The following is a 24,116-nucleotide window of genomic DNA, read 5'->3' as shown; positions in this document are numbered from 1 at the left end:
TCCGGCCGGGGTGCCCCGTACAACCATTCGGAAGGGTGGGAAGTCCCCCATACCGGTCAGAACGACGATTCTCCGGGGGGACAGATGAAGAAGCGACTTCTCGAACCTGAAGTCACCGCGGGCGGCACCGTCTTCTCCGGCTTCCGCGCTTCGGTCGGTCCGTACCGGTCCGTCCAGGTGTCGGGCACGTTCGAGTGCGGTGAGATCCCGGCGGGGACCACGTCGCTCGAGGTCGACATCCAGTACTCGCCGGACGGCAGGACCGGCTGGACCACGCGCAAGAGCTTCGACGTCCCCACCGGGGCCGGCGCGACCGAGTCGGCGGTGATCAGCCAGGTCCTGCCCTACTCCGGCGCCCCCGGATACGTACGGCTCCGGTACGCCGGAACCCCCGCCATCCGCGGCTCGGTGACCCCCGCCGTCCGGGTCGAACGCACGATGACGGCCATCCCGGAGTTCAACGCCGCGCCGGAACCGGTCAGGACGCGCAGGCCCCACACGCTCACGGGCAGGCTCAGCCGCCTCGCCCCTGTCGTGAAGCCCATGGCCGGCCAGCGCATCGACTACTACTTCCGCCCCGCCGGAAGCGCCGCCTGGACGCACATGGGCGGTTCCGTGACCGCCGCCGACGGCACCTTCAGGAAGTCCTTCACCGCCACGCGGACCGGCTCCTGGTACGCCCGCTACGAGCACCCGGACGCGGCGCACTTCGCCGCCGCCAGCCGCGTGGACGAGGTCGTCGTCACCCTGTGACCGGCACCGCCCGGCGGGTCAGCGCGTCTTCCTGGTCGATCCGGACCTCGGCTTGCTCGTGCTCTTGCCGCCCGTGCTGCCGCCGGTGACGGAGGATCCCGTGCTCCCGGAGCGGGAGGTCGACGTCGGGGTGGGAGAGGCGGTCGAGACGGTCTGGATCGTGCCCACCGTGCAGCGCCGGACCTCGCCCGCCTTGGCCGCGTTCGTCATGGGCAGGTCGACCGTCCGGCTCTCGCCCGCCTTGAGCGCGAGCTCCACGGAGCCGGAGTCGACCCGGCCGGAGGCTCCTTCGAAGACCAGCGGGACGCGGAAGGTGTACCCGGACGACGCGTCGGAGGTGACCTTCACGGTGGCCTTCGCCGCGGACGGGCCGGCGCAGGTGACGACCTCCGCGTGCGCGAGCGGCCGGGTCTCGGTGGGCGTGGCCGTCGGCGTGGCCGTGGAGCCGCCGCCGCTGCTGCTGCTGCCGCTGCCGCTCGTACCGCTGTAGCTCTTCTTCTTCGACTTGCTCTTCGAGCTGGAGCACCCGCCCCCGCTGCTCTTGCTCTTGCTCTTCCCGCCGCTGCCGCCCGTCGACGAGAACCCCGTCAACGCGAGCACCACGCCCACCAGCACCGCCGTGAGCCTGACCCGCCGCCCCGTGACCACCATGGCCCTGACCCCTCCCCGTTGAACAACGGGCGGCACGCTACCAGGGGGCGAGGAGGGCACAACGGTACGGTGGCCGCCATCCGTTACGACCGATCCCCGGGGGGACACACCATGACCGACGAGACCACGGCCACCACCGGCGCCACGGGCGCCGGCGTCATCACGGCGATCGCCCGCCTCCAGGCCCGGCCGGGTCTGGAGGCGGAGGTCCGCGCACAGGCCCTGTCCCTGGTCGCGCCGACCCGGGCCGAAGCGGGCAACATCTCCTACCGCGCGTACGAGGACCCGAGCGCTCCGGGCGCCTGGGTCATCCTGGAGGAGTGGGCGGACGGCGCCTCCTGGGAAGCCCACCTGGCCTCCCCGCACCTGGCGGGAGCCCTCGCGCGCACGGCGGCGCTGCTGGCCGAGGCGCCGGTGCTGCGGGTGTTTCCCCCGGCGCTCCCCTCCTAGACCTCCCGCGTGCGGGACTCCGGGGGCGGGCGTAGCGTCGGGATCGAGATCCAGACCCACTCCCCCGGAGGGCCGGGCATGATCCGCAACGTACTCGGCTCGCTCCTGGGTCTGATCGGAGCGACGGCCGCCGTCTGGAGCCCCTTCCGTGCCTGGTACGACGGCCGTCACGGACGCGACTACCGGATCGAGGAGCTCTTCTCCTCCGCCGGGATCACCGACGACAAGGCCGCCCTGCTGGGCTCGCTGCTGCTGCCGTTCCTCTTCGCCGCCCTGCTCGTGCTCGTCGCGATCGTGCTGCGGTCCCGGCTGCTCATGGCCTTCTCCGGGGTCGTCGTCCTCGGCTTCGCCGTGCTGTGGATGGTTCGGCAGGGGCAGGCTGCGGGGAGCCTGTCGGTCGGCGGTGACTCCACGGGGCTCGGCGATGGGCTCGCCAGTGCCTTTGGGGGTGGGGCGCTGCTTCTTCTTGCGGCGGCTGTGATGAGGGGGCGGCCGCGGCGGCGTGACCGGGTCGGCCGGGAGCCGGTCACGGAGCCCTATCAGGCTCCGTACCAGGAGCCGTACCAGGAGCCTTACGAGGATCCCGCCCGTCCCTCGGCACCGTCGGCCTGGCCGCCTCCGCCGCAGGATCACTCGTAGCGCCTCGGGGCGGGCAGGTCTGGTGGCCGGTGCGGCCTGGGTGCCCTGCGGGGCTGTCCCCTACCCGCCCTTCCACCGTTCCCCGGGCTGCGCCCGGACCCCTTCCGGGGCTCCGCCCCGGACCCCGGTCCTCAAACGCCGGACGGCTGAAGGCCCCGGACCCCGCGCCTCAAACGCCGGCGGGGCTGGAATTGCCCGCACGGGCACGGGCTCGGGTCCGGCGGGGTGGGGTGGGGAGGGCGTCGTTCGTGGCTGCGAGGGTGGCCAGGGGGAGCCATTGGGTGAGGGTCTGGGAGGCTCCGGTGCCGGAGATCAGGGAGGTCCGGTAGCGGGTGTAGCGGTCCGTCGGTGCGGAGCCGGGTGTGGGCGTCACGGTCGTGGTGCCTTTCGTCGAGGGTGGGGTCAGCGGTGGACCGGGCGTACGTCCGGCCACAGGAGGGCCGCCGAGCCCCAGGTCAGGCCGCCGCCGAAGGCGGTGAGGACCACCCGGTCACCGGGCGTGAGCCGGCCCCGGTCCGCGGCCCAGGCCAGGGCCAGCGGGATGGACGCGGCGGCCGTGTTCCCGACGTCCTCGATGTTGGCGATCACGCGCTCGGGCGGCAGACCGAGCCGTTTGGCCACCGACTCCAGGATCCGCAGGTTGGCCTGGTGGCCGACGAACGCGTCGATGTCCTCGGGGCGCCAGCCGACCGCCTCCGCGACGCTGCGGGCCGACTCGACCATCGTGGGCACGGCCCGGGTGTAGACCTCGCGGCCCTCCATGCGCAGGTACCGCTCGCCGGGCGGCACGGTGATCAGGTCGACGCCGGTTCCGTCGCTGCCCAGCTCGGTGTGCAGGACGAGGCCCTGCCGGTCTCCCTCCCCGCGCGGCTCCCGGCCGCGTTCGAGGAGCACCGCGCCCGCGCCGTCGCCGAAGATGACGGCGGTGCCGCGGTCCTCGGGGTCGACGATCGCCGAATAGCGTTCCGCGCCGATGACCAGGACGCTTTCGTGCGTACCGGCGCCGATCATGGCCGCGGCCACGGACAGCCCGTAGACGAAGCCGGAGCAGACGGCCGACAGGTCGAAGGCGGCGACGCCGGTCAGACCCATGGCGGAGGCCACCTGCGGGGCGGTCGCGGGGCAGGCCCGGTCCGGGGTGGTGGTGGCCACGAGGACCAGGTCGCAGGAGGTCCGGCCGGCCGATTCCAGGGCCGCGGACCCGGCGGCGGCCGCCAGTTCGGCGGTGCTCGTGCCGGGGTCGGCGATGCGGCGCCGGGCGATTCCGGTGCGGCTGTGGATCCACTCGTGCGAGGTGTCCAGCCGCTGGGCCAGGTCGTCGTTGGTGACCGTCCGCGCGGGCAGGCAGGTGCCCAGGCCGGTCAGTACGGCGGGGATCGCGCGGTGCGTTCCGTGGTTGCTCATGTGCCCATCACCAGTACGCAGTTGGAGCCGCCGAAACCGAAGGAGTGGCTGACCGCGACCGCGGGGTTCTGGTGCCGTTCCTTGTCCGTCACCAGGTCCAGGCCCGCCAGTTCCGGGTCCACGGCCGGGGTGTGCGCGGTGGGCGGCACGATGCCCGTGGCCAGGGTGCGCAGGGTCAGTACGGCCTCGATGGCTCCCGCGGCGCCCAGGCTGTGCCCGAGCAGGCCCTTGTTGGCGGTGACGCTCGGCCGGTGCGGGAAGAGGCGGTTGATCAGCTTCCCCTCGCTCCGGTCGTTGTACGGGGTCGAGGTGCCGTGGGCGTTGACGTGGTCCACGTCCGCCGGGGTGAGCCCGGCGTCCGCCAGCGCGGCCCGTACCGCGGCCTCGGCGCCGACGGCTTCGGGGTGCGGGGCGACCGGGTGGTGCGCGTCGGTGGTGAAGGCGTACCCGAGGATGCGGCCCTGCGGGGTGGCGCCGCGCTCCCGCGCCGCGTCCTCCCGCTCCAGTACGAGGGCGGCCGCGCCCTCGGAGAGGACGAAGCCCGAGCGGTCCGCGGCGAACGGCCGCGAGGCGTCGTCCGCGGCGCTGTCGGTGAGGGCGCCCATCGCGGCGAAGCCCGCCGCGATCACGGGCACCACCCCGGCGTCCGTGCCGACGGCGATCACGAGGTCGCAGGCACCGCTGCGGATCAGGTCGCGGCCGACGCCGACGGCCACGGCGCCGGAGGCGCAGGCCGCGACGACGGTGTGGCTCGGACCGGTGACGTGGTGGCGGATGGCGAGCATCCCGGCGGCCATGTTGATGAGCGAGCGGGGGTGCACGTACGGGGACACGGCGTCGGGTCCCCGCTCGGCCAGCCGGTCGTGCGCCGTGCTCAGGGTGGCCGCTCCGCCGAGGCCGCAGCCGACGACGATGCCGACCCGGCTGCCGTCCCAGGCGGCGGGGTCGAGACCGGCCTCGGCGATGGCCTGGTCGGCGGCGACGAGCGCGAACCGGATGAAGGGGTCCAGGTTCGCGGTGCCGCGGCCGGGCAGCAGTTCGGCGCCGAACGGAGCGACGGTGCGGCACTGGAGGTCCCGGGAGACCCCCGGGGCGGGAGCGAGCCCGGCGTCGGACGCGCCGCGCCGGATCGCGTCCCAGGTCGAATCCGTGTCGGTACCGACCGGCGTGATCATGCCGGTGCCGGTCACGACGACGGCCGGTGCCAGTGCCGGTGCAGGTACAAGTGCGGGTGCCGGTGTGCTCATGCGGACTTCTCGCCGTCCAGCGTTGTGGTCACCAGCTGCGCGAGGGCGGGGATGGTGAGCTCGCCGAGGCTGGTCTCCTCCTTGCTGAGGTCGGCGCCGGTCTCCTCCTTGATGAGCAGGACCAGCTCCGCGATGGCGAGGGAGTCGAGGTCGAGAGCGGCGAGGGTGGCCTCGTCGGACAGGGCGTCGGCGTCGGCCTCCAGGTTCTCGACGACGATCCGGGTCAGGGTGGCGTTCAGGGCTGCGGACATGGGTGTTCCTCCGTCAGGGATGGAATGGGATGGGGTGGGGTGGGCGAGGGACATGGGGCGTGCGGAAGGTGCGAAGGGCGGGCGCGGAGGGGCTGCCCGAGCGGGCCGGGCCGGCCCCAACCGGCCCGGCCCACCGGGGGGCGGCCGTCAGGCCACCGGCACCAGCCCGGGCTCGGACGCGGGCACGGACTCGGCCACGGACAGGGCCGCCGTCTCCGACTCGGCCTGCCGCGCCGTGATCGCGTTGTGGATGCGGCCCTCCCCGAGGTCGTGGAGGACCGGGCGCAGGTCGGCCAGCGCGAAGGAGCGGCGCAGCCAGCGGTCCGCGCCGTCGTAGCGCGGGGTGAAGCCCGTACGCCCGTGCACGGTGCGGCGGTTGTCGAGGATGATCAGTTCGCCGGGTTCCAGCACGATGCCGCGCAGGCAGCCGAGTACGGCGTCCTCCAGCGCGGCGAGCGCCGCCCGCGCCGCCGGGGTGGTGCCGACCGTGCCGTGGAAGTCGACCCGCAGGTCCGGGTTGGCGTCCGTGCCGGAGAGCACCGGTACCGGCGGGGTCAGTACTTCCTCGTCGGTGTCGTGCACGAAGGAGGTGCTGAACTTGGTCCGGAACTCCGGCCGGCGCAGCGTGGCGACGGTCTCCTCGTCGAGCTCCGGCAGTACGTCGCCGATCCCGCCGGTCACCGTGGCGGCGCGTCCGTCGCGGTCGCCGCGCAGGCAGATCAGGCTCAGGAAGTGCGGGGCGGCGGGGTGGAACCCGTCCTCCGTGTGGAGTTCGAGCAGGATGGAGCCGCTGTTCTCCTGGCGGGTCTCGGCGCCGCGCTTGGGGCTGACGTCCTGGACCAGGTTGCCGTTCTTCTCGTCCCGGTAGGAGATCGCGCGGCCCAGGACCGACATCACCATCAGCTGGCTGAGGGTGGCCACGGAGACCTCGGACCAGTCCGGCTCGTCCTCCGGCCGGTCGGGGGTGGCCGGCAGGCTGCCCAGCGGGAGGCCGCGCAGCAGCAGGGTGCCGCTGGTGTTGCCCTGGTCGCGGAAGGAGATGAGCGCGCGCCGGACCTCGCTGGGCAGTGCGGCCGCGGCGAGCTCCACGGCGTGGAGGAGGTCGCTGCTGTGCAGGGAGTACGCCGCGTACTGCGCGGCCATCTTCAGTGCGGCGGCTTCGATGATCTCGGACTCGGTCTCGCTCAGCAGGATTCCGGTCGCGCGGGCGTCGGCGTAGGTGAATTCTTTTCTCATGTGGGGGCTTTCCTTGTATGCGGCCGGCCTTCTATGCGGCCGGTGCGGAACGGCGACCGAGCCGGTACACGGCGGCGGGGCTGAATCCGCGCCAGGCCTGCTCGCGCGGAAGGTGGTTCAGGAAGCGGGCCTTCTCCCAGTGGCGGCCGATCCGGTCCGCGACCCGGCGCCCGGGGGTCAGGGCGATGTGGTGGACGTCGACGGCCACCGTGCGCGGCACGTCCTCGCCCGCCACGATCTGGTTGACCATGTGGACCGCGAGGGATCCGAACTGGGTCGCGGCCTCGGTGAGTTGGGGGACGCTGTAGTCGGGGCGGCCCAGCCCGCGGCGGAGTTCGCGGTACATCTCGCCGGGGATGTGCGAGCGGGGGGCGATGCGGAAGATCACTTCCCAGGTGCTCAGCACGTCGGCGTCCTCGGCCAGCAGCTGGCCGTCGAAGATCCGCCGGACCAGCCGGTAGTCGAAGCACTGGGCGGCGAGCATGCCCGCCATGTCCCAGCCGGTGACCAGGGGCTTGCGCTGGCGGCACGCCTCCTGGTGCAGGGCGATCTTCGCGCGCAGGCCGGACGGGGTGGTCACGTCGACCCCGTCCACGATGACCTCGGCCCGCCGGACCAACTCCCGTACGTTCTCCGGGGTGATGCCCACGGGCATCACCTCGGCGCGGACGTGCGGGTTGATGGCGCGCAGGGCGTCGGCGCCGACCTCGGCCTTGTTGCGGCCCAGGTCGTCGACGGTGGCGTGCTGGCGGTTGAGGTTGTTCAGCTCGTAGGTGCCGACGTCCGCGAGGACGAAGTCCCGGTATCCCATCCGGCCCAGCGGCTGCACGGTGGCGCCGCCGATGGAGCCGCAGCCCGCGATGAGCAGGGGGGTGTGCCGGATCTGCTCCTGGAGCGCCGCGGGGATCAGGCCGCGGTTGCGCTGGGTGAGGGAGGCGTAGTAGAGCTCCTCGTCCAGCTCGCGGGCTTCCGCGGGGGTGCCCACGTCGGGCGGACTGCTCTGGTCGAACGGACTGCTCTGGTCGAACGGGCTGCTCTGGTCGAACGGGCTGCTCTGGTCGGACGGGCTGCTCTGGTCGGACGGCCGGCTCATGCCCTCTCCTCCTTGAAGGCGGTCAGCCGGGCGGCGACCGACCCGGTTTCCCCGGACGCGAGGATCGCGTCGAGGTGGGACAGCGTGGGGCGCAGCGCGTTCGCGTCGGTGAGGACGAAGGGGTACGAGCGCTGCTGCTGGTCCCACATGGGTGCGAACAGGTCGGTGGGGTCCGCCGGGTTGGCGGGCACGTCGAGCATCCGGGTGTGGAAGCCGAGCAGGGACAGCTGCAGGACGGCTCCGCCCGGCTTGCCGTCGCCGACGATCGCCGCTCCGTCCTCGGCCAGGGCCCGCAGGCAGCCTTCGGCCCAGCCGCGGTAGACCCACCAGGGGACGGACACGGCGGCCTGGGAGCGGCCCATGGCGTAGTCGCGCACGAGCCGCTTGCCCTCCCACACGTGGTGGGAGGGGGTGCTCGCGCCGAGCTCGTCGGCGAGCCGCAGGCCGTAGTCGCGTTCGACGACGAACGGCAGGTGGGCTGCGTCCCCGAGCAGGGTCTGTACGGGGCTGCGGGTGTGGGCCAGCGTCCCGTAGCCGCGCAGCCGGCCGGTGTCCTCCTCGACGACCAGGGTGTGCTGGTCCTGGAGGGCGTGGCCGTCGTACGGCTCGGCGCCGAGGTCGGCGGCGGCCGCGACCTCCTCGTTGAGCCAGCCGCGCTTGAGGTACTGGGCCAGCCGGAACCGGTAGACGTCGTCGAGGTACGCGGTGGGGAGCTGGTCTCCGCGCACGGTCAGGGTCAGCAGGCCCTCGGGGCTGGCGGAGCGGAACAGCGGCTCGCCGTCCACGTGGTGGTCCAGGTCGGGCAGGGTGATCGCACCGGCGTCGCGCAGCACCCTCTCCCGGTACGGGGCGTTCGCGCCGCCGGGACGCGTGGCGGTGGCGGTGGCCGCGGCGGTGGCCGTGGCCGTGGCCGTGGCGCCTGCGGTGGTCACCGGACCTCCGGCACGCCGAACAGCTCGCCGGTGATGACCAGCGCGAGCGCCTCGGGGCTGCCTTCGTAGATGCGGGGGCCGTAGGCGTCGCGCAGGACCCGGTCCATGCCGTCCTCCCGCTGGAAGGCGGCGGCGCCGATGAGGCTCATGGCGGCGTCGGCGTTGTCGATGGCGGCGCGGTCGGCGACCAGCTTCGCGACGGCGGGCTCGTAGGCCGGGGTCGGGATGACGGTGTCGGCCTTCAGCACGGCGTCGAGGTAGAGGGCGCGGGCGGCGGAGACCCGGGCGGACATGTCGGCGAGCTTGCGGGCGGACATCTGGTGCTCGAAGAGCAGCCGGCCGCCCTGCCGGCGGGTGCCGGCCCACGCGACCGCGCGGTCCAGGGCGTGGCGTGCGATGCCGGTGGAGACGGCGGCGCAGGTGACGCGGGTGAGGTTGCCGATGGCGACGTTGAGGTCCCAGCCGCCGCGCTCGTCGCCGATGACGTTCTCTTCGGGGACCCTGGCGTTGTCGAGGATCAGCTCGCCGGCGGGGGCGGTGCGGTAGCCCACCTTGTCGTGGATCTCGCCGCGGGTGACGCCGTCCTGCTCCAGCTCGGTGACGAAGCAGGTCAGGCCCGTCGAGCCCTGGCCCTCGTCCAGGTTGGCCATGATCGTGGCGTACGTGGCGACCGGGGCGTTGGTGATGTAGCGCTTGGTGCCGGTCAGCAGGTACTCGCTGCCGGAGCGGCGGGCGACCGTCATGTCCTGGGCGTACGGGGCCTGCTGCGGCAGCACCAGGTCGGTTCCGTTGCGCTCCTCGGCGACCGCGTTGCAGGCGAGTACCGGCTCCGGGCCGAGGAAGGCGGGGAGGTACTTGGCCTGGAGCGCCGGGTTCTCGCAGATCAGCAGCGGGGTCTGGAACAGGCCGGTGGCGCCGAAGACCAGTGCCATGCCGGGGTCGGCGGAGGCCAGCTCCTCCAGGGTCATCGCGAGGGCGAGCTGGCTCAGGCCCAGTCCGCCGAACTCGCGCGGGATGGCCATCCGGAGCAGACCGAGGGCGTGGCCCTTGCGGACGGTGTCCCAGTCGAGCTGGCCCTTCTCGACCCGGTCGCGCTCGGCGGCGCCGGGGGCGACCTCTTCACGGGCGAAGGCGACGACCTGGTTGAGGAAGTCGGCCTCGAAGGGGTCGAGCAGCGGGTGGGCGGCCGGGTTGTGCGTGTACGTCATCGGGGTTCCTTGCTGGTGGACGGGGCGCTCAGCGCGGGAGGGCGAAGGTCGTCAAGGCCTGCCCGACGGCGAACGTCTGCATGACCGGGCCGCGGGCGGAGACGCGGCGGCTGGTGACGGTCCGCAGGAAGGTGCGGCGGCCCGCGGCGAGGTCGTCGAGGTCCGCGTAGCTGATGCCGAACACGTGGGTGGGCTCGGCTTCCGTCAGGGCGCCCTGCGGGTCCAGCGTGAGTTCGGCCGCGGGCTCGGAGATCACGAAGCGGACGGTGGCGCCCGCGGCCTGCCAGGCGGGGGCGGCCTGCGCCGCCGCGGACAGGGTGTTCGGGATCTCTTCGGGTGAAATGGCCATGCGCATTCCTTCGCGTTCGAGGGGAATCATGAATGGGGAATGGATCACGTAGGGGTACCGGCTGCCGTGCAGGCGTGGAATTGCACTGCGTACCCGTGTCGGACGACTGGCCGAAACGGGCCGGGCTTCTTCTTTCGCAGCACCGGACAACCCGTCGATCATGAAGCTATCGATTCCCGCCCGACCCTGTCCAGGAATTCAATTTCCCCTCCACGGGGGCGGAATCCGCCCTCCAGCGGGCGGTAATCGGCCGTCCATCGAAGGCGGAACGGGCTGTTCCGAATATGCGAACGGGCCCGATCCGATGGCACGGAACGGGCCCGGGAAACGCGAAGTGGGCTTGCAGGCGGGGGCGCTGCAAGCCCACGTTCAGGGGCGAACCAACTGGTTTCGCGGTGCCGGCCCGTGAAGGGCCGAAGGGTCAGGCGTCGGCGCCCTGAGGGGCGCGGGTCAGGGACCGCAGTGCGAGGGCGATCACGATGGCGACGGCGGAGCACACGGCCAGGGCGAGGAAGCCGTTGCCGACGCCCGCGGTGGTCGCGTCCGCGACCGAGTCCCCGCCGTCGAGACCGCTGTCCACCGAGGTCATGAGGATGGTGCCGATGACGGCGATGCCGAGGGCGGCGCCGGTCTCGTTGAAGGTGTTCAGCAGCCCGGATCCGACGCCCGACTCCTCCAGCTTGACGTGCGAGGTGCCGATGCCGAACAGCGGGACGAAGCAGGCCGGCAGGCCGGCCCCGATGACCGCCAGCGCGACGACGGTCAGCGCGACGCTGTCACTGCCGGTCGCCAGGACGCCCGTACCGACGAGCTGCAGGGCGGCGCCGGCCACGTACATGCCGCCCAGGCCCAGCGCATTGGCCAGGGCCGGCGCGACCATGGCGACGACCAGGGCCGCCAGGCCCATGGGGAGCAGCGAGAGGCCGGTGACGAAGGCGCTCATCTCGTGGACCCGCTGGAAGTACATGCTGGCCAGGAAGGAGCTGCTGATCATGACGCTGGCCACCAGGAGCAGGCCGACGCTGGAGAGCCAGTAGGTGGGCTTGCGCAGCAGGTGGAGCGGGAGCAGCGGGTCGGCCTGCCCGATCTCCATGAAGGTCACCACGGTGAGCAGGACCACGGCGGCGCCGATGCTGGACCAGGCGGTCGGGTCGCCGAACCCCTCGTGCAGCCGGATCAGGCCGAAGGACAGGGCCGCGAGTCCGGCGGTCGACACGATCGCGGAGGGCAGGCGCAGCTTGCGGCCGTTGCTCGTGTTGAGGGCGGGCATGGCGCGCAGGGCGCCGATGAGGGCCGCGATGCTGACCGGGATGTTGATCAGGAAGGCCCAGCGCCAGCTGATGGCCGTGACGATCAGGCCGCCCAGGACCACGCCGATGGTCGCGCCGATCACGCCGAGGCCGCTCCAGGCGGTCAGTGCGATCTTGCGCTGCTCCTCGTCCTGGTAGACCGCCAGGATGATGGAGAGGGCGGCGGCGGAGAGCAGTGCGGCTCCGGCGCCCTGGAGGGCGCGGCCCGCGACGAGGAGCTCCTGGTTGCCGGCGATGCCGCAGAGCACGGAGGCCACGGCGAAGACCGAGAGGCCGGTGACGAAGGTGCGGCGGCGGCCGAAGACGTCGGAGACGCGGCCGCCGAAGAGCAGCAGGCTGCCGAGCATCAGGACGTACGCGCTGATGGTCCACTGCAGGGCGGTCGGGTCGGCGGGGAGCTGGGCCCCGATCGAGGGCAGTGCCACGTTCACGACCGTCGAGTCCAGCATGACCATCAGCTGGGCGACGCCGACCACCACGAGGGTGGTCCAGGGGGCCTTGCCGGGGGCCTGGGCGGGCGCTTCTTCCGCGTCCTGCCCGGCTGTCTGGGGTGCCAGCGTCTGCTCGGTCACCACGTCTCCTTCGTCTGGGTGTTGCTCTGGGTGTTGCTCTGGGTGTTGCTCTGGGTGTTGCTCTGGATGGAACTTCGAGTGGCGGAGTAGACGATGCATGCGCATGCATCGAGCTTGGTTCCGCACAGTACATTCATGCGCCTGCATCGACAAGTGGGGTTCGCGAACCTACGATGAGGGGGTGACAGAAACAGCTCTGACCGATCGATGGGTGTCCGTGGCCCGCGCCTGCGCGCAGATCAATCAGGCCGCCGAACGCGTCCTGGCCGAGCAGTACGGCCTGTGCGCCAGCGCCTTCGAGATCATGGACGTGATGGTGCGCGCGGACGGCTGGATCCGCGCCGGCGAACTCAGCTCCCGCGTCTCCAGAAGCCAGCCACAGGTATCACGCCTGCTGGCCCAGATGATCAATGCCGGATATGTCGAACGAAGGCCCGCCTCCAACGACCGGAGGGGATTCGACGCGCAACTCACACCGGCCGGCCGGGAACTCTTCTCTCAGTCCTCCTCCACCATGGAAACGGTCCTGCGCGAAATGACGGAAAGCAGCGAGGACGTTCGCAACGTTATAGGCCTTTCCGCTGCTCACCAGTCGGACTAGCCGAAGTAGCAAAAGCATGTGCTGATGCCATCGATCCCCCTGGTAGCGTCCCGGCTCAGCCACGGATGCCGACCGGAGGGGGCGGCCACCGACGGCAGTTGGATACGGGGGAAAACATGCTCCACCAGACGAGGCCGCCGACCATTTCCGGCAGCCACCCGGCCCACCGGCCGCGCGTGGCGGCCCAGCCCGGCGCACGCAGCGCGGTACTGACACGTGCCAGGTCCGGCCCGCCCGGAGCGGTCCGCCCGCCCGGCGCGGGCGACCCGAAGGTCTCCTTCCGGCTCCTCGGGCCGCTGGAGATCGTCACCGCCGCCGGACCGCTCCCGCTGCGCGGCATGAACCAGCGCGCCGTCCTCGCCTTCCTGCTGCTCCACGCCAACCAGGTGGTGGCCACCAGCGACCTCATGCAGGTCCTCTGGCCCGGCGGGGACGCCCCGCCCACGGCCCGCAAGGTGCTGCAGAACACCGTCTCGGCCCTGCGCGGAGTACTGGCCCGCGGCGGCATACCCGCCCACGTCGCCTCCCTGGTCGGCCAGGCCCCGGGCTACGTGCTCCGGATGGCGCCGGAGGCCCTGGACCTGGCCCGGTTCCGGATCCTCGCCGACCAGGGCCGCAGCGCACTGGCCGCCGGACAGCCCGAGAGCGCCTCCCGCTCCCTCAAGGCCGCACTGGGCCTGTGGCGGGGCCGGGCCGGACAGGAACTCGCCGAATCCGGCGTGGACTGGCCCGAATTGGCGACGGTAGACGGCGCCCGGGCCGCGGCCCTCGAAGACTTCTGCGACGCCGAACTGCGCAACGGACGCCACCACGAGGTGATCCGCTCCCTGGAAGCCGCGACGGCCGCCGAGCCCTCCCGGGAGCGCTCGTGCCACCTGCTCATGCTCGCCCTCTACCGCGCGGGCCGCCAGGCCGAGGCCCTGCGGGCGTACGAACGGCTCCAGCAGCAGCTGAGCCGGGACTTCGGCGTCCAGCCCGGCCGCGAAGTACGGGACCTGCACCAGGCGATCATCAACCAGGACCCCGCCCTGCTCCCGTCCGCGGGCACCGACGGCCACGACCTGGACTTCAGCTCACGACCCGACCCCGAACTCGACCTGCTCTTCGCCCTGCTGGCCTTCGTCCAGCGCCAGCAGCGCCCGCACGTCGTGACGCTCACCGGCGCCCCCGGCGCGGGCAGCGTCGCCGGAGGCCACGGCCGGCTCGTCTCCGAGCTCACGAGCCGGCTCCATCAGGACGGCCAGGTCACCGTCTGGCAGGTCCGCACCGGCCCGGACGGCGCCGCGCTCGGCGACGACCTGCGCGCCGCCCTGCGCCGTGCCACCCCGCACCACCCGCTGGTGGTGGTCGCCGAGAACCTGCACCACGTACGGGGTGCGGTCCCGGACTGCGTCGGCGAGGTGATCCGCGAGGCGGGGCGCACCCCGCTGCTCGTGGTGCTGACCGCCCGCGCCGCACCCGAGAGCCTCTGGCCGGGCTGGAACGCCGCCGTGCCCTGGTCGACCACCGTGATGGTCTGACCCGCGCTCCGGCCCGCTCGCCGACGCCCCGGGCCCCGACATGACGGCGGCCCCGTCCCCCCTGAGGGGGCGGGGCCGGCCAGCCGTTGCGGGCGGGGTGGGGATCAGGCCTCGACGACGCCGGACGCCGCGATCTCGATCTTGCCGCGCGTGGCGCCCGAGGGGGTGCCGAGCTTCTCGATCTGGTCGACGAGCTCCTGGCCCGAGACGACCTCGCCGAAGACGACGTGCTTGCCGTCGAGCCACGGGGTGAGGACGGTGGTGATGAAGAACTGCGAGCCGTTGGTGTTCTTGCCGGCGTTCGCCATCGACAGCAGGTACTTGCGGTCGTGCTTCAGGGTGAAGTTCTCGTCGGCGAACTTCTCGCCGTAGATGCTCTTGCCGCCCGTGCCGTTGTGGTTGGTGAAGTCACCGCCCTGCAGCATGAACTGCGGGATGACGCGGTGGAAGCCGGAGCCGGCGTAGCCGAAGCCGTTCTGGCCGGTGCACAGCTGGCGGAAGTTCTCGGCGGTCTTCGGGACGACCTCGTCGAAGAGGTTGAAGACGATGCGACCGGCGTCCGCGCCGTCGATCTTGATGTCGAAGAATACGTTGCTCATGGGGTCCATCCTGTCACTCCTCGTGCGGTGCGCGACCCCTAGGGGGCCACGACCGGGCCCCCGGACGGCTCAGCCCCAGCTCAGGCGGCGGCCGAACCGGGTCATCCGCCCGTACGGGTCCCCGTGCCCTTGGCGGCGTCCAGGGCGTAGACGCAGCGGTCCTTGCTGCACGCGTAGACCACGCCCGCCTCGGCCACCGGGGCGCCGGTGATCTCCCCGCCGGTGGCCAGTTTCCAGCGGAGCTGGCCGCCCGCCGCATCGAGGGTGTACAGGCAGTGGTCGGCCGATCCGAAGTGGACGCGGCCGTCCGCGACCGCCGGGGAACCGGTGATCTCGCCGCCCGCCGCGAACCGCCACTTCGGGGTGCCGGTGACCGCGTCGAGCGTGTACACGGCGCTGCCCGCGGCCAGGTGGACGTTGCCGGCGGCGACGAGGACCGGGTCGGCGGACTGCCGGGGCTCGGTGGCGATGCGCCACCGGTCCTTGCCGGTGGCCGCGTCCAGGGCGTAGACGGTGCCCAGGTAGTCCGCGAGGTAGACCCCGCCGCCCGTGACGGCCGCGCCCGGGGCGAAGGCCGGGGGCGCGAGGAACACGGCGGGGGCCTCGAAGTGCCAGCGGACCCGGCCCGAGGCCCGGTCGATGGAGATCACCCGGGTTCCGGCGGCGACGTAGACGTTGCCGTCGGGGGCGGGCGTGACCCGTACGGGCACGTTCCCGCAGGAGCCGGCGTCGCCGACCGGATACGACCAGGACTCGCGGCCGGAGCGGGCGTCCAGGGCGCGCAGCCGGGCGTCCTGCCACACGTAGACCGTGCCGTCGTGCAGGACGGGGGCCGCCTCGGCGGTCTCGAACTCGCTCTGCGCGCCGGACAGCTCCCACAGCTTGTGCCCGCTGGACGACTCCCAGGCCTGTACGCCGCCTCCGCGCGTGGCGGTGACGACGGTGCCCCGGTCGGCGCGCAGGGCGTACACCCAGGCATCGGCGGACAGCCGCCACCGCTCGGAGCCGTCGCCGGCGTCGAGGGCGTAGAGGGAGGGGCCGTCGGAGGCGTGGATGCGCCCGTCGGAGACGGCCATGGACCAGGCGACGTCCCGGGTCTTGAACTGGCGGCGGCCGCTGGCCACGTCCAGGGCGTGCACCTCGAAGGAGGTGACGTAGAGCAGGTCGCCGGCGACGGTCGGGGTGCCCCAGACCTCGTTCGACATCCGGAACCGCCAGGGCCGCCAGCGGCCGCTGTCGGGGGCCGGGCCGGGGTTCGGTACGAGGACCGAGGGCGCGGGGCCCGCCACCGGGGTACCGGCGGGCGGGCGGATCCAGCCGGTCGCCGAGTCCGCGGCGGCGGCGTGGGCGGCCGGAGCCGAGGCGGAGGCCTGCGGCCCGGGGCCGATCGGCACCGGGGAACCGCCGAGCCGCACGGGCTCGCCCGAGGGTGCCATCGGCGGGTGCTCGGGCCGCTGCGGGACGGCCTGGCCGGTCCGCGGGTCGGTCCAGGGGTCGGCTCCGCCGCGCGGGCTGCGGTGCGTGGGCTGACCCGACGCGGGACCGACGCTCTGGATGGGCGCCGAGACTCCGGCCCGGGGAATCCCCGGCTTCGGCACCGCGGCCGCAGCGGCCGCGGCAGCGGCGTTGCGGTGGCCGGCCCGCCGGGCCTCGATCATCGCGACGGCCCGCTCGGGCAACCACGCCGAAGCGGTACCGCTCTCGTCGCCGCCCTCGAAGAGGTGCGGGGCGAGCTGCGCCTGCAGGTCGGCCGGGGTCGGCCGCTGCGTGGCGTCCATCTGCATGCAGGAGTCGATCAGCGGGCGGAGCTCGTCGGGGAGCCCCTCCAGGTTCGGGCCCTCGCGCAGCAGCATGAAGACCGTCTCCACCGGGTTCGCCCCGTGGTACGGCGGGTGCCCGGTGGCGGCGAAGACCAGCGTGGAGCCGAGCGAGAACACGTCGCTGGCGCCCTTGACGCTGCGCGAGTCCTTCGCCTGCTCCGGCGACATGTACGCGGGCGTGCCGACGGCGACGTTCGTCATGGTCAGGCGGGTGTTGGAGACCCCGCTGGCGATGCCGAAGTCGATCACGCGTGGGCCGTCCTCGACGACGAGCACGTTGGAGGGCTTCAGGTCGCGGTGGACCAGGCCCGCCCCGTGGATCGACTGGAGCGCCTCGGCGATGCCCGCGGCGAGCCACCGTACGGCCTGCGCGGGCATGGGCCCGCACTCGTGGACGATCTCCTCCAGGGAGGGCGCCGGTACGTAGGCGGTCGCCAGCCACGGCACGGCCGCGCGCGGATCGGCGTCGACGACGGCCGCGGTGTAGAAGCCGGAGACGGCGCGGGCCGCCTCCACCTCACGGGTGAAGCGGACGCGGAACAGCTGGTCCTCGGCGAGCTCGGTGCGCACCGTCTTGATCGCCACCCGGCGTCCGGACGCCGACCGGGCGAGATAGACCAGCCCCATGCCGCCGGCGCCGAGCCGTCCCAGCACCTCGAAGGGGCCGATCCGTCTCGGGTCGTGCTGCGTCAGCTGCTCCACCACTCGCCTCCACACCCATCCCCGTACGGGGCCCCTCGCGGTCCCCGCTCTTCCAGCCATCGCCGGTGGCGTCGCCGTCATCGCCGTCACGTCACCGGATGCGCGCGAGCCGCCGCGGGTCCCTGCCCCGTGCAGCGTCTCACTCCGGGGGTCGGCCCGGGTCGCGCACCCCCGATTCTGTCAGGCCCGCGCCCGGTCCGGCCCCGGCACGGCGGGTGGTCGCGCACGGGGTGCGGGCAAAGCCGTACAACCCCGCGGAGAGTTCGTGGGTCCACCCACTCGTTCAGTCAGTCGACAACCGGGGGAAACATGCATCGCCGTCTGACTTCGGCCATCGTCATCGCCGCGGCGGCGTTCGGCGGGCTGGCCGCGCCGGGGACGGCGCACGCCGCCGACGCACGCTGCCTGTGGGGCATGAGCGCTACTTCGACGGGGGCTCTCGTGGTCCAGGCCTCGGGGTCCGCCCCCAAGCCCGTCGTCCACGTGCGGGACAAGGTGTCCGTGGACAGCCTCAGGACCACGGTGTCGGCGGACGTCACCGTCTTCGACCCGCGGACCCAGACGCGCTCCCCGCTCAAGAACACCAAGGTCAGCTTCTCCGGCGAGGGCATCTCACAGGAGGTCTCCACGGACGGGCAGGGCCGGCTGGACGCCCCGGTCTCCTTCCGCGGGACGGAGAAGTCGACCTACCTGCAGTTCAGCATCCAAGCCACCCCGGAGAGGGACGACGCGGGCGGGGGGACGGTGGTCCCCACCGTCCGCCGGAAGGCGGAGATCGTCCTCGACCCCGCCTCCGAGAAGATCAGGGCCGTCTACGGATCGACCGCCACGCTCACCGGCCGGGCCTCGGTGATCGCCGCCGACGGCACGCGCAGGCCGGTACCCCAGGGCACGCCGCTCAACGGCGACCTGGACGGCGTCCCCGGGACGGGGGCGGACGGCCGCTTCGAGCGGAAGATCCGGGTCGCTCCCAGGGACGACTACCCCTGGGCGGACACCACGTGGGCGAACAACAGCAGCTATCCGTGGCTGACCATGGCGTCGGACCGGACGGACATCGACCTCGTCCAAGCCACCTCCTTCACGAAGTACACGGCCACGATCGACGCGGCACGGCGCGTGACGTTCACCGGGACCCTCACCCGGAAGCCCGGCGCCGGTTACGCCGACGTGGAGGTGCAGTACTCGACCGACGGCAAGACGGACTGGAAGACGCGCAAGACGTTCAGGACGGACTCCGGCTGGGAGGAGTTCAAGCAGACCCTGCCGGGCGAGACGGACGGCTACTGGCGCCTCCACTACCCCGGCACGGCGAACATCCAGGCCGCCATCACCCAGCCCGTCCGCCTGACCCGCACGGCGACGAACTTCTCCTACGTCAACGCCGCGCCGGAGCCGGTCCGCAAGGGCCAGACCTTCACCATCAGGGGCACCCTCCAGCACGGCACCCCCGCGAAGGCCTACGGCGGCCAGACGGTGCAGTTCTACTTCCGGCCCGCAGGCAGCCAGGACTTCCTCCCCCAGGGCCAGGCCAGGACCGCCGCGGACGGCACCTTCACCCACTCCTTCGAGGCCGACCGCACCGGAACCTGGGTCGCCCGCTACCGCGACGCCGACGGCAAGCACTTCAACGCCGAAAGCCGCCAGGACGACCTCGCCGTGAACCCGTAACCCGTAACCCGCAGTTCGTACGGAGATGTGTACAACCCCCCGGGCTTGCCATGGGTCTAGCCCCCGTTCATCTGATCGAGATCCGGGGGGATCCATGCGTCACCGCTTGACCTCAGCCATCGTCATCGCCGCCGCAGCGCTCGGGGGGCTGGCCGTGCCGGGGGCGGCACATGCCGCCGACGACGGCTGCTACCAGGGGATGTACACCACCCGCGAGGGCGCCCTCGTGATCAAAAACGTCTACACCCGGCCCGATGTCATCGTCCACCTGCGGGACAAGAAGACGGGGCTGCGCGTCGCGGCCGTCGAAAAGTTCAAGAGCCTGCCCTGGGAAGAGTCGGGCGACATGTACGCGACGGACGTGATCTCGGACCCCGTCAAACTGCCCGAGCTCGGGATCTACACCCTCGAAGTCGACACGGCCGCCGGCACCTCCGTCTGCGGGGACTTCGACTACCGGCTGCGCTCGGAAATGACCAAGCCCACCGCGGGCAAGGTGTCCCTCGACAACCTGAAGACCACCGTGTCCGCGGACCTCACCACATTCGACCCGCGGACCCAGACGAGCTCCCCGCTCAAGAACACCAAGGTCGCCATCGCCGGTGAGGGCTTCTCCCCCACGGCGACCACGGACGCCCAGGGCCACCTGTCGGTCCCGCACACCTTCCTGGGCACGGAGAGGGCGACCGACATACGCATCGATCTGACGGCGACACCGCAGATGGACTCCGAGACCAGCCAGTTCAGGGTGGGCACGATCCGGCAGAAGGGCGAGATCGTCCTCGACCCCGAATCCCAGAGCTTCAAGGCCACGTACGGACAGCTCCGGACGCTCACGGGCCGGGCCACCCGGATCGCCGCCGACGGCACGCGCAAGCCCGTCCCCGAGGGCACGCGCCTGTGGGCCGACCTGACCGGTGTGCCCCGGACGAAGGCGGACGGCAGGTTCGAGCGGCAGGTACGGGTCGCAGGCCCCGGCGTGTACACCGCGTGGGACACGGGGCGCAGGGCCACGCCGTGGCTGGAGGCCACGGAGAACTGGTCCAAGGTCGAGCTCGTCTCCGTCACCCTCTTCAGGGAGTTCAAGGCCACCATCGACTCCGCGCGCCGGGTGACCCTCACCGGGGACCTGCTCCTCAAGCCCGCGGTCGAGAACAAGGCGGTCAACGTCGAGGTGCAGTACTCGGCCGACGGCAAGACGAACTGGACGACGCGCAAGACCTTCGCCACGAAGTTCGGCGCCGGCGCGGTCAAGCAGACGCTGCCCGGCGAGGCCGACGGCTACTGGCGGCTACGGTACGCCGGCGAGTCCTTGATCCAGGGCTCCGTCACCCCGCCCGTCCGGCTGACCCGGACCGCGACGGCCTTCTCGTACTTCAACGCGGCCCCGGAGCCGGTCCGCAAGGGCCAGGCCTTCACCATCAAGGGCACCCTCCAGCACCAGAACCCGGCGAAGGCCTACGGCGGCCAGACGGTCCTGTTCTACTTCCGGCCCGCCGGAAGCCAGGACTTCCTCTACCAGGCCCAGACCAAGACCGCCGCGGACGGCACCTTCCTCCGCAAGTTCACCGCCGACCGCACCGGAACCTGGATCGCCCGCTACCGCGACGCAGACGGCAAGCACTTCAACGCCGAAAGCCGCCAGGACGACCTCGTCGTCAACCCGTAACCCGTACCCGTACCCGTAACCCGTGAGGACGCCCCCGCAGGCAGGGCCGACCGGCCCAACCTGCGGGAAAGGGCGTACAACCCATCGGGGGTGTCGCGGGTCCAACAACCGTTCAGCTCGTCAAAGTCCGGGGGAATCCGTGCGTCACCGTTTGACCTCAGCCGTCGTCGTCGCCACAGCGCTGCTCGCGGGGCTGGCCGTGCCGGGGTCGGTGCACGCCGCATCCGATGCATCCCTCGCAACGAACGCCGCCGGTGCGGCCGGCGCCTCCGGTGCGGCCAACGCCTGCCCGCCGGACATGTCCGCCACCCAGGACGGGTCCCTCACCGTCTTCAGCGCGCAGGACGGGACGGGCGTGCCCGAGGGGCTCGTCGTCCACCTGCGGGACAAGAAGACGGGTCTGCGCGTCGCCCGTGTCGACACCTTCCGCAAGGTGACCGACCCCGAGAGCGTCCTCCCCGACTTCCAGCTGGTCTCGGAGCCGCTCAAGCTGGCCGCCCTCGGCGTCTACGCGCTCGAGGTCGGCTCCGAGACCGAGCCCGTCTCCTGCGGGGACTTCGACTACCGGCTGCGTGCGGTGGTCTCCAAGGTCGACGCGGCGGACGGGGTGTCCCTCGACAACCTCAGGACCACCGTGTCGGCGGACGTCACCACCCTCGACCCGCGGACGGGGGCGAGCGCCCCGCTCAAGAACGCCAAGGTCCGTCTCACCGCCGACCGCACCGCGCAGGACGCGACGACGGACGCGCAGGGCCACCTGTCGTCCCCGTTCACCTTCCGGGGCACGGAGAACCACACCGACGTGCGCGTCGACGTCCTGGACACCCCGGACATCAGGCCCGGGGGGCGCAGCGAAACCGCGCGCGCGGTCCGCCAGAAGGCCGAGATCGTCCTCGACCCCGAGTCCCGGAAGATCAAGGCCCGCTACGGATCGACGGCCAAGATCACGGGTCAGGCCGTCAGGATCGCCGCGGACGGCACGCGCAAGCCCGTCCCCCAGGGCACGCCGATGCTCGCGGACCTCACCGGCGAGCCCAGGACGACGGCGGACGGCCGGTTCGAGCGGCAGCTGCTGATGTCCCGCGGCGGCCCGGTGAAGACCACGTGGGCGGGCGGCAGGTCCCCGTGGCTGCACTACGTGATCGCCAACACGGAGGCGGACGTCGTCGAGGTCAGCTACTTCAGGGACTTCAAGGCCACGGTCGACGCCGCCGGAGTGAAGTTCACCGGGCGCCTCGCCCACAAGCCGCTCAGCCAGACCCCCACCCTCATCGAGGTGCAGCGCTCGGAGGACGGCAAGGCGGACTGGACGACGCGCAAGGTGTTCACCGTGGACTTCGCCACCGCCCGGTTCGACGAGACGCTCCCGGGCGAGGGGGACGGCCACTGGCGGCTCCGGTACGCCGCCGCACCGAGCATGCAGGGCTCCGTCACCGAGCCGGTCCGGCTGACCCGCACGGCGACGGCCTTCACCTACTTCAACGCGGCGCCGGAGCCGGTCCGCAAGGGCCAGACCTTCACCATCAAGGGCGTCCTCCAGCACGAGACGCCGGCCAAGCCGTACGGCGGCCAGACGGTGCAGTACTACCTCCAGCCCGTCGGCAGCCAGGACTACGTCTTCAAGGGCGAGGCCAAGACGGAGGCGGACGGCACCTTCGTCCAGAAGTTCACCGGCGAGGAGTCCGGCGCCTGGATCGTCCGCTACGTCGACTCCGACGGCAAGCACCTCAACGCCGAGAGCCGCCGCGACGACCTCGTCGTGAACCCGTGAACCCTTCGATCCACCAGTCCCAGGGGGACCCTGTGAAGCACCTGCGCCACACCACCGCACTCACGGTCATCGCCGCCGCCGTCGGCGGCATGCTCCTGGCTCCGGGCACGGCGCACGCCGCCGACCAGGACTTCCACATCACGATCAACACGGAGGGCGTACGGATCCACGTGGTCCGCGCCCAGGACATGAGCCCCGTGGTCCACCTGCGGGCGAAGGGCTCCGAGACCCGCGTCCTGACCATCAAGGACTTCTCATACGAGGCGAGCGATTCGTCGTCGACGGAGGGGTCCTTCACCTCCACCTCCGGCCCGGTGAAGCTCGAGAAGCTCGGGGTCTACTCCGTCGACCTCGAGTACCGGGGCACCGAGGGCGAGCCGCTCGTGCGCAAGGACGCGGCCACCCTCAACTACACGCCCGAGCCCGTCTTCGACGAGGTCACCACGTCCAAGGCGGTCTCCCTGGACAGCCTGGGCACCACCGTCGAAATGGTCCTCAGGGGCCTCGACCCGCGCGACGGGAAGCTGACCCCGCTGGGCGGCGCAAAGGTTTCGATCAGCGCGGGAGGCAAGTCCACCACCGTCTCCACCGACAGCGCGGGCCGCCTGAAGGCACCTGTCGCCTTCACCGGCACCGAGCCCAGCGCGCGGATCCACATGGAGCACACGAACGCCAGCGGCCTCACCGGCAGGTCCGACACCGACGCCCCGATCGACAGGCAGCCGGTGCGGATCGACCTGGACGCCGCTTCCCGCAAGGTGTCCGCGCCGTACGGCAACGCCGTCCGCATCAACGGTTCGCTGAAGCGGGTCGCGGCGGACGGCACGCTCAAGCCCGTGGCCACGGCCATGAAGCTGACCCGTACGGCGAGCAAGCCGGTGCTGTTCAACAGCAGCCCCGAGGGCCGCTTCTCCGTCAGCGCCAAGGCTCCGGCCGACACCACCTTCAAGGTCTCCACCGGCATTCAGAGCTGGCTCGACCAGAAGGCTTTCGCCCCCGTAGAGGTGGACATCACCTCGGGTGTGAGCTACTACGGCCAGTCCGGCGAGTACCTCGGCAGCGGAAATATCCCGGTCGTCTACTTCAACTTGACGCCGAGCACCCGGGAGGATCCGGGCACGACGCCCCCGGCCCGCGGACCCTTCGAGATCCAGTTCTCCAAGACCGGCTCCACCTGGACCACCCGCAAGACCTTCACGGCCGAGTTCGGCAAGGGATTCAATCAGACGATTGCCGGAGAGAACGGCTACTGGCGCGTCCGGTACGTGGGGAAGGATCTGGGGCAGAGCACGTCGGCGCCCGTCCACGTGGCGCGGACCAAGACGGAGATCCCCGAGTTCAACGCCCACCCCGAGCCGGTCAAGAGCGGTGGGCAGCTGACCGTGGTCGGCAAGGTGCGGGAACTCGGCACCACCTCGACGCCGGCCCACGGCAACGTGGACTTCTACTTCCGCGCGACGGGCACCACCACGTGGGTCCGTGTGGGCTACACGGGCGCCGCGGACGACGGCACCTTCACCCGCAAATTCACCGTTCGGCGCAGTGGTGACTGGAAGGCGGTGTTCTCGGGAGACCTCTACAACACCCGCTACCTCCCCTCGGAGAGCCGCGTGGACACGGTCGAGGTCACCGGCTGACCCGGCGGACGGCGGGACTGTGCGGGCACCT

At 72.0% G+C, this 24,116-nt stretch carries 22 protein-coding genes; 9 read left to right on the top strand and 13 right to left on the bottom strand.

All coding sequences use genetic code 11. The annotated features are described in order from the left end of the window. The first annotated feature begins 84 nt into the window (after positions 1-84). Positions 85-753 carry a hypothetical protein gene (locus OG898_RS14830; RefSeq protein WP_266957286.1) on the top strand — a complete coding sequence of 223 codons (669 nt, stop codon included), beginning with the start codon at positions 85-87 and terminating at the stop codon, positions 751-753. Positions 754-771: 18 nt separating this feature from the next. On the opposite strand, the gene OG898_RS14825 is transcribed toward OG898_RS14830, so the two are convergent. Then, a complete protein-coding gene (locus OG898_RS14825) occupies positions 772-1,404 on the bottom strand; it encodes a hypothetical protein (protein WP_266957285.1) in 633 nt (210 codons plus the stop codon). Between the two features lie 111 nt (positions 1,405-1,515). On the opposite strand from OG898_RS14825, the gene OG898_RS14820 reads away from it, so the two are divergent. Together OG898_RS14820 and OG898_RS14815 are read left to right on the top strand one after the other, a co-directional pair. After that, complete coding sequence (locus tag OG898_RS14820; protein ID WP_250742678.1) at positions 1,516-1,854, top strand: putative quinol monooxygenase; 339 nt, start codon at positions 1,516-1,518, stop codon at positions 1,852-1,854. 78 nt (positions 1,855-1,932) lie between these two features. Continuing rightward, on the top strand, positions 1,933-2,493 hold the full coding sequence (locus OG898_RS14815) for a hypothetical protein (RefSeq protein WP_266957283.1): 561 nt from the start codon (positions 1,933-1,935) through the stop codon (positions 2,491-2,493). 169 nt (positions 2,494-2,662) lie between these two features. On the opposite strand, the gene OG898_RS14810 is transcribed toward OG898_RS14815, so the two are convergent. The 10 genes from OG898_RS14810 to OG898_RS14765 form a co-directional block, all read right to left on the bottom strand. Beyond that, positions 2,663-2,866, bottom strand: a complete 204-nt coding sequence (locus OG898_RS14810) for a hypothetical protein (RefSeq protein WP_266957281.1) — start codon at positions 2,864-2,866, stop codon at positions 2,663-2,665. Between the two features lie 29 nt (positions 2,867-2,895). Then, positions 2,896-3,897: a beta-ketoacyl-ACP synthase III gene (locus tag OG898_RS14805; RefSeq protein ID WP_266957279.1), complete on the bottom strand. Its 1,002-nt coding sequence runs from the start codon at positions 3,895-3,897 to the stop codon at positions 2,896-2,898. Continuing rightward, complete coding sequence (locus OG898_RS14800; RefSeq protein ID WP_266957277.1) at positions 3,894-5,144, bottom strand: beta-ketoacyl synthase; 1,251 nt, start codon at positions 5,142-5,144, stop codon at positions 3,894-3,896. The genes OG898_RS14805 and OG898_RS14800 overlap by 4 nt, the downstream gene beginning before the upstream one ends. Further along, on the bottom strand, positions 5,141-5,395 hold the full coding sequence (locus OG898_RS14795; RefSeq protein WP_250742686.1) for an acyl carrier protein: 255 nt from the start codon (positions 5,393-5,395) through the stop codon (positions 5,141-5,143). Before OG898_RS14795 ends, OG898_RS14800 begins: the two co-directional genes overlap by 4 nt. A gap of 147 nt (positions 5,396-5,542) precedes the next feature. Beyond that, positions 5,543-6,631: a TauD/TfdA family dioxygenase gene (locus OG898_RS14790; RefSeq protein ID WP_266957275.1), complete on the bottom strand. Its 1,089-nt coding sequence runs from the start codon at positions 6,629-6,631 to the stop codon at positions 5,543-5,545. Positions 6,632-6,662: 31 nt separating this feature from the next. Continuing rightward, on the bottom strand, positions 6,663-7,724 hold the full coding sequence (locus tag OG898_RS14785; protein WP_266957273.1) for a ThiF family adenylyltransferase: 1,062 nt from the start codon (positions 7,722-7,724) through the stop codon (positions 6,663-6,665). Further along, positions 7,721-8,656 carry a hypothetical protein gene (locus OG898_RS14780; RefSeq protein WP_266957271.1) on the bottom strand — a complete coding sequence of 312 codons (936 nt, stop codon included), beginning with the start codon at positions 8,654-8,656 and terminating at the stop codon, positions 7,721-7,723. Before OG898_RS14780 ends, OG898_RS14785 begins: the two co-directional genes overlap by 4 nt. Then, positions 8,653-9,864: an acyl-CoA dehydrogenase family protein gene (locus OG898_RS14775; protein WP_250742693.1), complete on the bottom strand. Its 1,212-nt coding sequence runs from the start codon at positions 9,862-9,864 to the stop codon at positions 8,653-8,655. The genes OG898_RS14780 and OG898_RS14775 overlap by 4 nt, the downstream gene beginning before the upstream one ends. A gap of 28 nt (positions 9,865-9,892) precedes the next feature. Further along, the gene (locus tag OG898_RS14770; protein ID WP_250742695.1) at positions 9,893-10,213 is read right to left on the bottom strand and encodes a hypothetical protein; all 321 of its coding nucleotides are present in this window, start codon (positions 10,211-10,213) and stop codon (positions 9,893-9,895) included. Between the two features lie 421 nt (positions 10,214-10,634). Further along, positions 10,635-12,095: an MFS transporter gene (locus tag OG898_RS14765; RefSeq protein ID WP_250742697.1), complete on the bottom strand. Its 1,461-nt coding sequence runs from the start codon at positions 12,093-12,095 to the stop codon at positions 10,635-10,637. Between the two features lie 181 nt (positions 12,096-12,276). On the opposite strand from OG898_RS14765, the gene OG898_RS14760 reads away from it, so the two are divergent. Both OG898_RS14760 and OG898_RS14755 read left to right on the top strand, forming a co-directional pair. Beyond that, the gene (locus tag OG898_RS14760) at positions 12,277-12,696 is read left to right on the top strand and encodes a MarR family winged helix-turn-helix transcriptional regulator (protein ID WP_250742699.1); all 420 of its coding nucleotides are present in this window, start codon (positions 12,277-12,279) and stop codon (positions 12,694-12,696) included. A 116-nt stretch (positions 12,697-12,812) separates the two neighbouring features. After that, on the top strand, positions 12,813-14,216 hold the full coding sequence (locus OG898_RS14755; protein WP_250742701.1) for a BTAD domain-containing putative transcriptional regulator: 1,404 nt from the start codon (positions 12,813-12,815) through the stop codon (positions 14,214-14,216). Between the two features lie 104 nt (positions 14,217-14,320). Here OG898_RS14755 and OG898_RS14750 read toward each other — a convergent pair whose 3' ends face one another. Both OG898_RS14750 and OG898_RS14745 read right to left on the bottom strand, forming a co-directional pair. Beyond that, positions 14,321-14,815 carry a peptidylprolyl isomerase gene (locus OG898_RS14750; RefSeq protein ID WP_266957267.1) on the bottom strand — a complete coding sequence of 165 codons (495 nt, stop codon included), beginning with the start codon at positions 14,813-14,815 and terminating at the stop codon, positions 14,321-14,323. 101 nt (positions 14,816-14,916) lie between these two features. Further along, a complete protein-coding gene (locus OG898_RS14745) occupies positions 14,917-17,337 on the bottom strand; it encodes a serine/threonine-protein kinase (protein ID WP_250742703.1) in 2,421 nt (806 codons plus the stop codon). A gap of 309 nt (positions 17,338-17,646) precedes the next feature. Between OG898_RS14745 and OG898_RS14740 the strand changes: the two genes are divergently transcribed. The 4 genes from OG898_RS14740 to OG898_RS14725 all read left to right on the top strand — a co-directional run bounded on the left by OG898_RS14740 (position 17,647) and on the right by OG898_RS14725 (position 24,085). Continuing rightward, positions 17,647-19,008, top strand: coding sequence for a hypothetical protein (locus OG898_RS14740; protein ID WP_266957265.1), 1,362 nt, complete (start codon positions 17,647-17,649; stop codon positions 19,006-19,008). Positions 19,009-19,114: 106 nt separating this feature from the next. Further along, positions 19,115-20,677, top strand: a complete 1,563-nt coding sequence (locus OG898_RS14735) for a hypothetical protein (protein ID WP_250742705.1) — start codon at positions 19,115-19,117, stop codon at positions 20,675-20,677. 139 nt (positions 20,678-20,816) lie between these two features. Beyond that, the gene (locus OG898_RS14730) at positions 20,817-22,448 is read left to right on the top strand and encodes a hypothetical protein (protein ID WP_266957262.1); all 1,632 of its coding nucleotides are present in this window, start codon (positions 20,817-20,819) and stop codon (positions 22,446-22,448) included. Positions 22,449-22,480: 32 nt separating this feature from the next. Further along, positions 22,481-24,085, top strand: a complete 1,605-nt coding sequence (locus OG898_RS14725) for a hypothetical protein (protein WP_266957260.1) — start codon at positions 22,481-22,483, stop codon at positions 24,083-24,085. Positions 24,086-24,116: the final 31 nt, after the last annotated feature.

Origin of the sequence: Streptomyces sp. NBC_00193 (assembly GCF_026342735.1) — a bacterium.
GTDB classification, from domain to species: Bacteria; Actinomycetota; Actinomycetes; order Streptomycetales; family Streptomycetaceae; genus Streptomyces; species Streptomyces stoeckheimensis.
The sequence above is the reverse complement of the archived record's forward strand: the minus strand, read 5'-3'. Positions and strand labels throughout refer to the sequence as shown.

What these genes read in the sequence shown, in the direction of transcription:
- OG898_RS14830 (WP_266957286.1), top strand. Translation starts at nt 85, where the DNA reads ATGAAGAAGCGACTTCTCGAACCTGAAGTCACCGCGGGCGGCACCGTC.
- OG898_RS14825 (WP_266957285.1), bottom strand. Translation starts at nt 1,404, where the DNA reads ATGGTGGTCACGGGGCGGCGGGTCAGGCTCACGGCGGTGCTGGTGGGC.
- OG898_RS14820 (WP_250742678.1), top strand. Translation starts at nt 1,516, where the DNA reads ATGACCGACGAGACCACGGCCACCACCGGCGCCACGGGCGCCGGCGTC.
- OG898_RS14815 (WP_266957283.1), top strand. Translation starts at nt 1,933, where the DNA reads ATGATCCGCAACGTACTCGGCTCGCTCCTGGGTCTGATCGGAGCGACG.
- OG898_RS14805 (WP_266957279.1), bottom strand. Translation starts at nt 3,897, where the DNA reads ATGAGCAACCACGGAACGCACCGCGCGATCCCCGCCGTACTGACCGGC.
- OG898_RS14800 (WP_266957277.1), bottom strand. Translation starts at nt 5,144, where the DNA reads ATGAGCACACCGGCACCCGCACTTGTACCTGCACCGGCACTGGCACCG.
- OG898_RS14795 (WP_250742686.1), bottom strand. Translation starts at nt 5,395, where the DNA reads ATGTCCGCAGCCCTGAACGCCACCCTGACCCGGATCGTCGTCGAGAAC.
- OG898_RS14790 (WP_266957275.1), bottom strand. Translation starts at nt 6,631, where the DNA reads ATGAGAAAAGAATTCACCTACGCCGACGCCCGCGCGACCGGAATCCTG.
- OG898_RS14785 (WP_266957273.1), bottom strand. Translation starts at nt 7,724, where the DNA reads ATGAGCCGGCCGTCCGACCAGAGCAGCCCGTCCGACCAGAGCAGCCCG.
- OG898_RS14775 (WP_250742693.1), bottom strand. Translation starts at nt 9,864, where the DNA reads ATGACGTACACGCACAACCCGGCCGCCCACCCGCTGCTCGACCCCTTC.
- OG898_RS14770 (WP_250742695.1), bottom strand. Translation starts at nt 10,213, where the DNA reads ATGGCCATTTCACCCGAAGAGATCCCGAACACCCTGTCCGCGGCGGCG.
- OG898_RS14755 (WP_250742701.1), top strand. Translation starts at nt 12,813, where the DNA reads ATGCTCCACCAGACGAGGCCGCCGACCATTTCCGGCAGCCACCCGGCC.
- OG898_RS14750 (WP_266957267.1), bottom strand. Translation starts at nt 14,815, where the DNA reads ATGAGCAACGTATTCTTCGACATCAAGATCGACGGCGCGGACGCCGGT.
- OG898_RS14740 (WP_266957265.1), top strand. Translation starts at nt 17,647, where the DNA reads ATGCATCGCCGTCTGACTTCGGCCATCGTCATCGCCGCGGCGGCGTTC.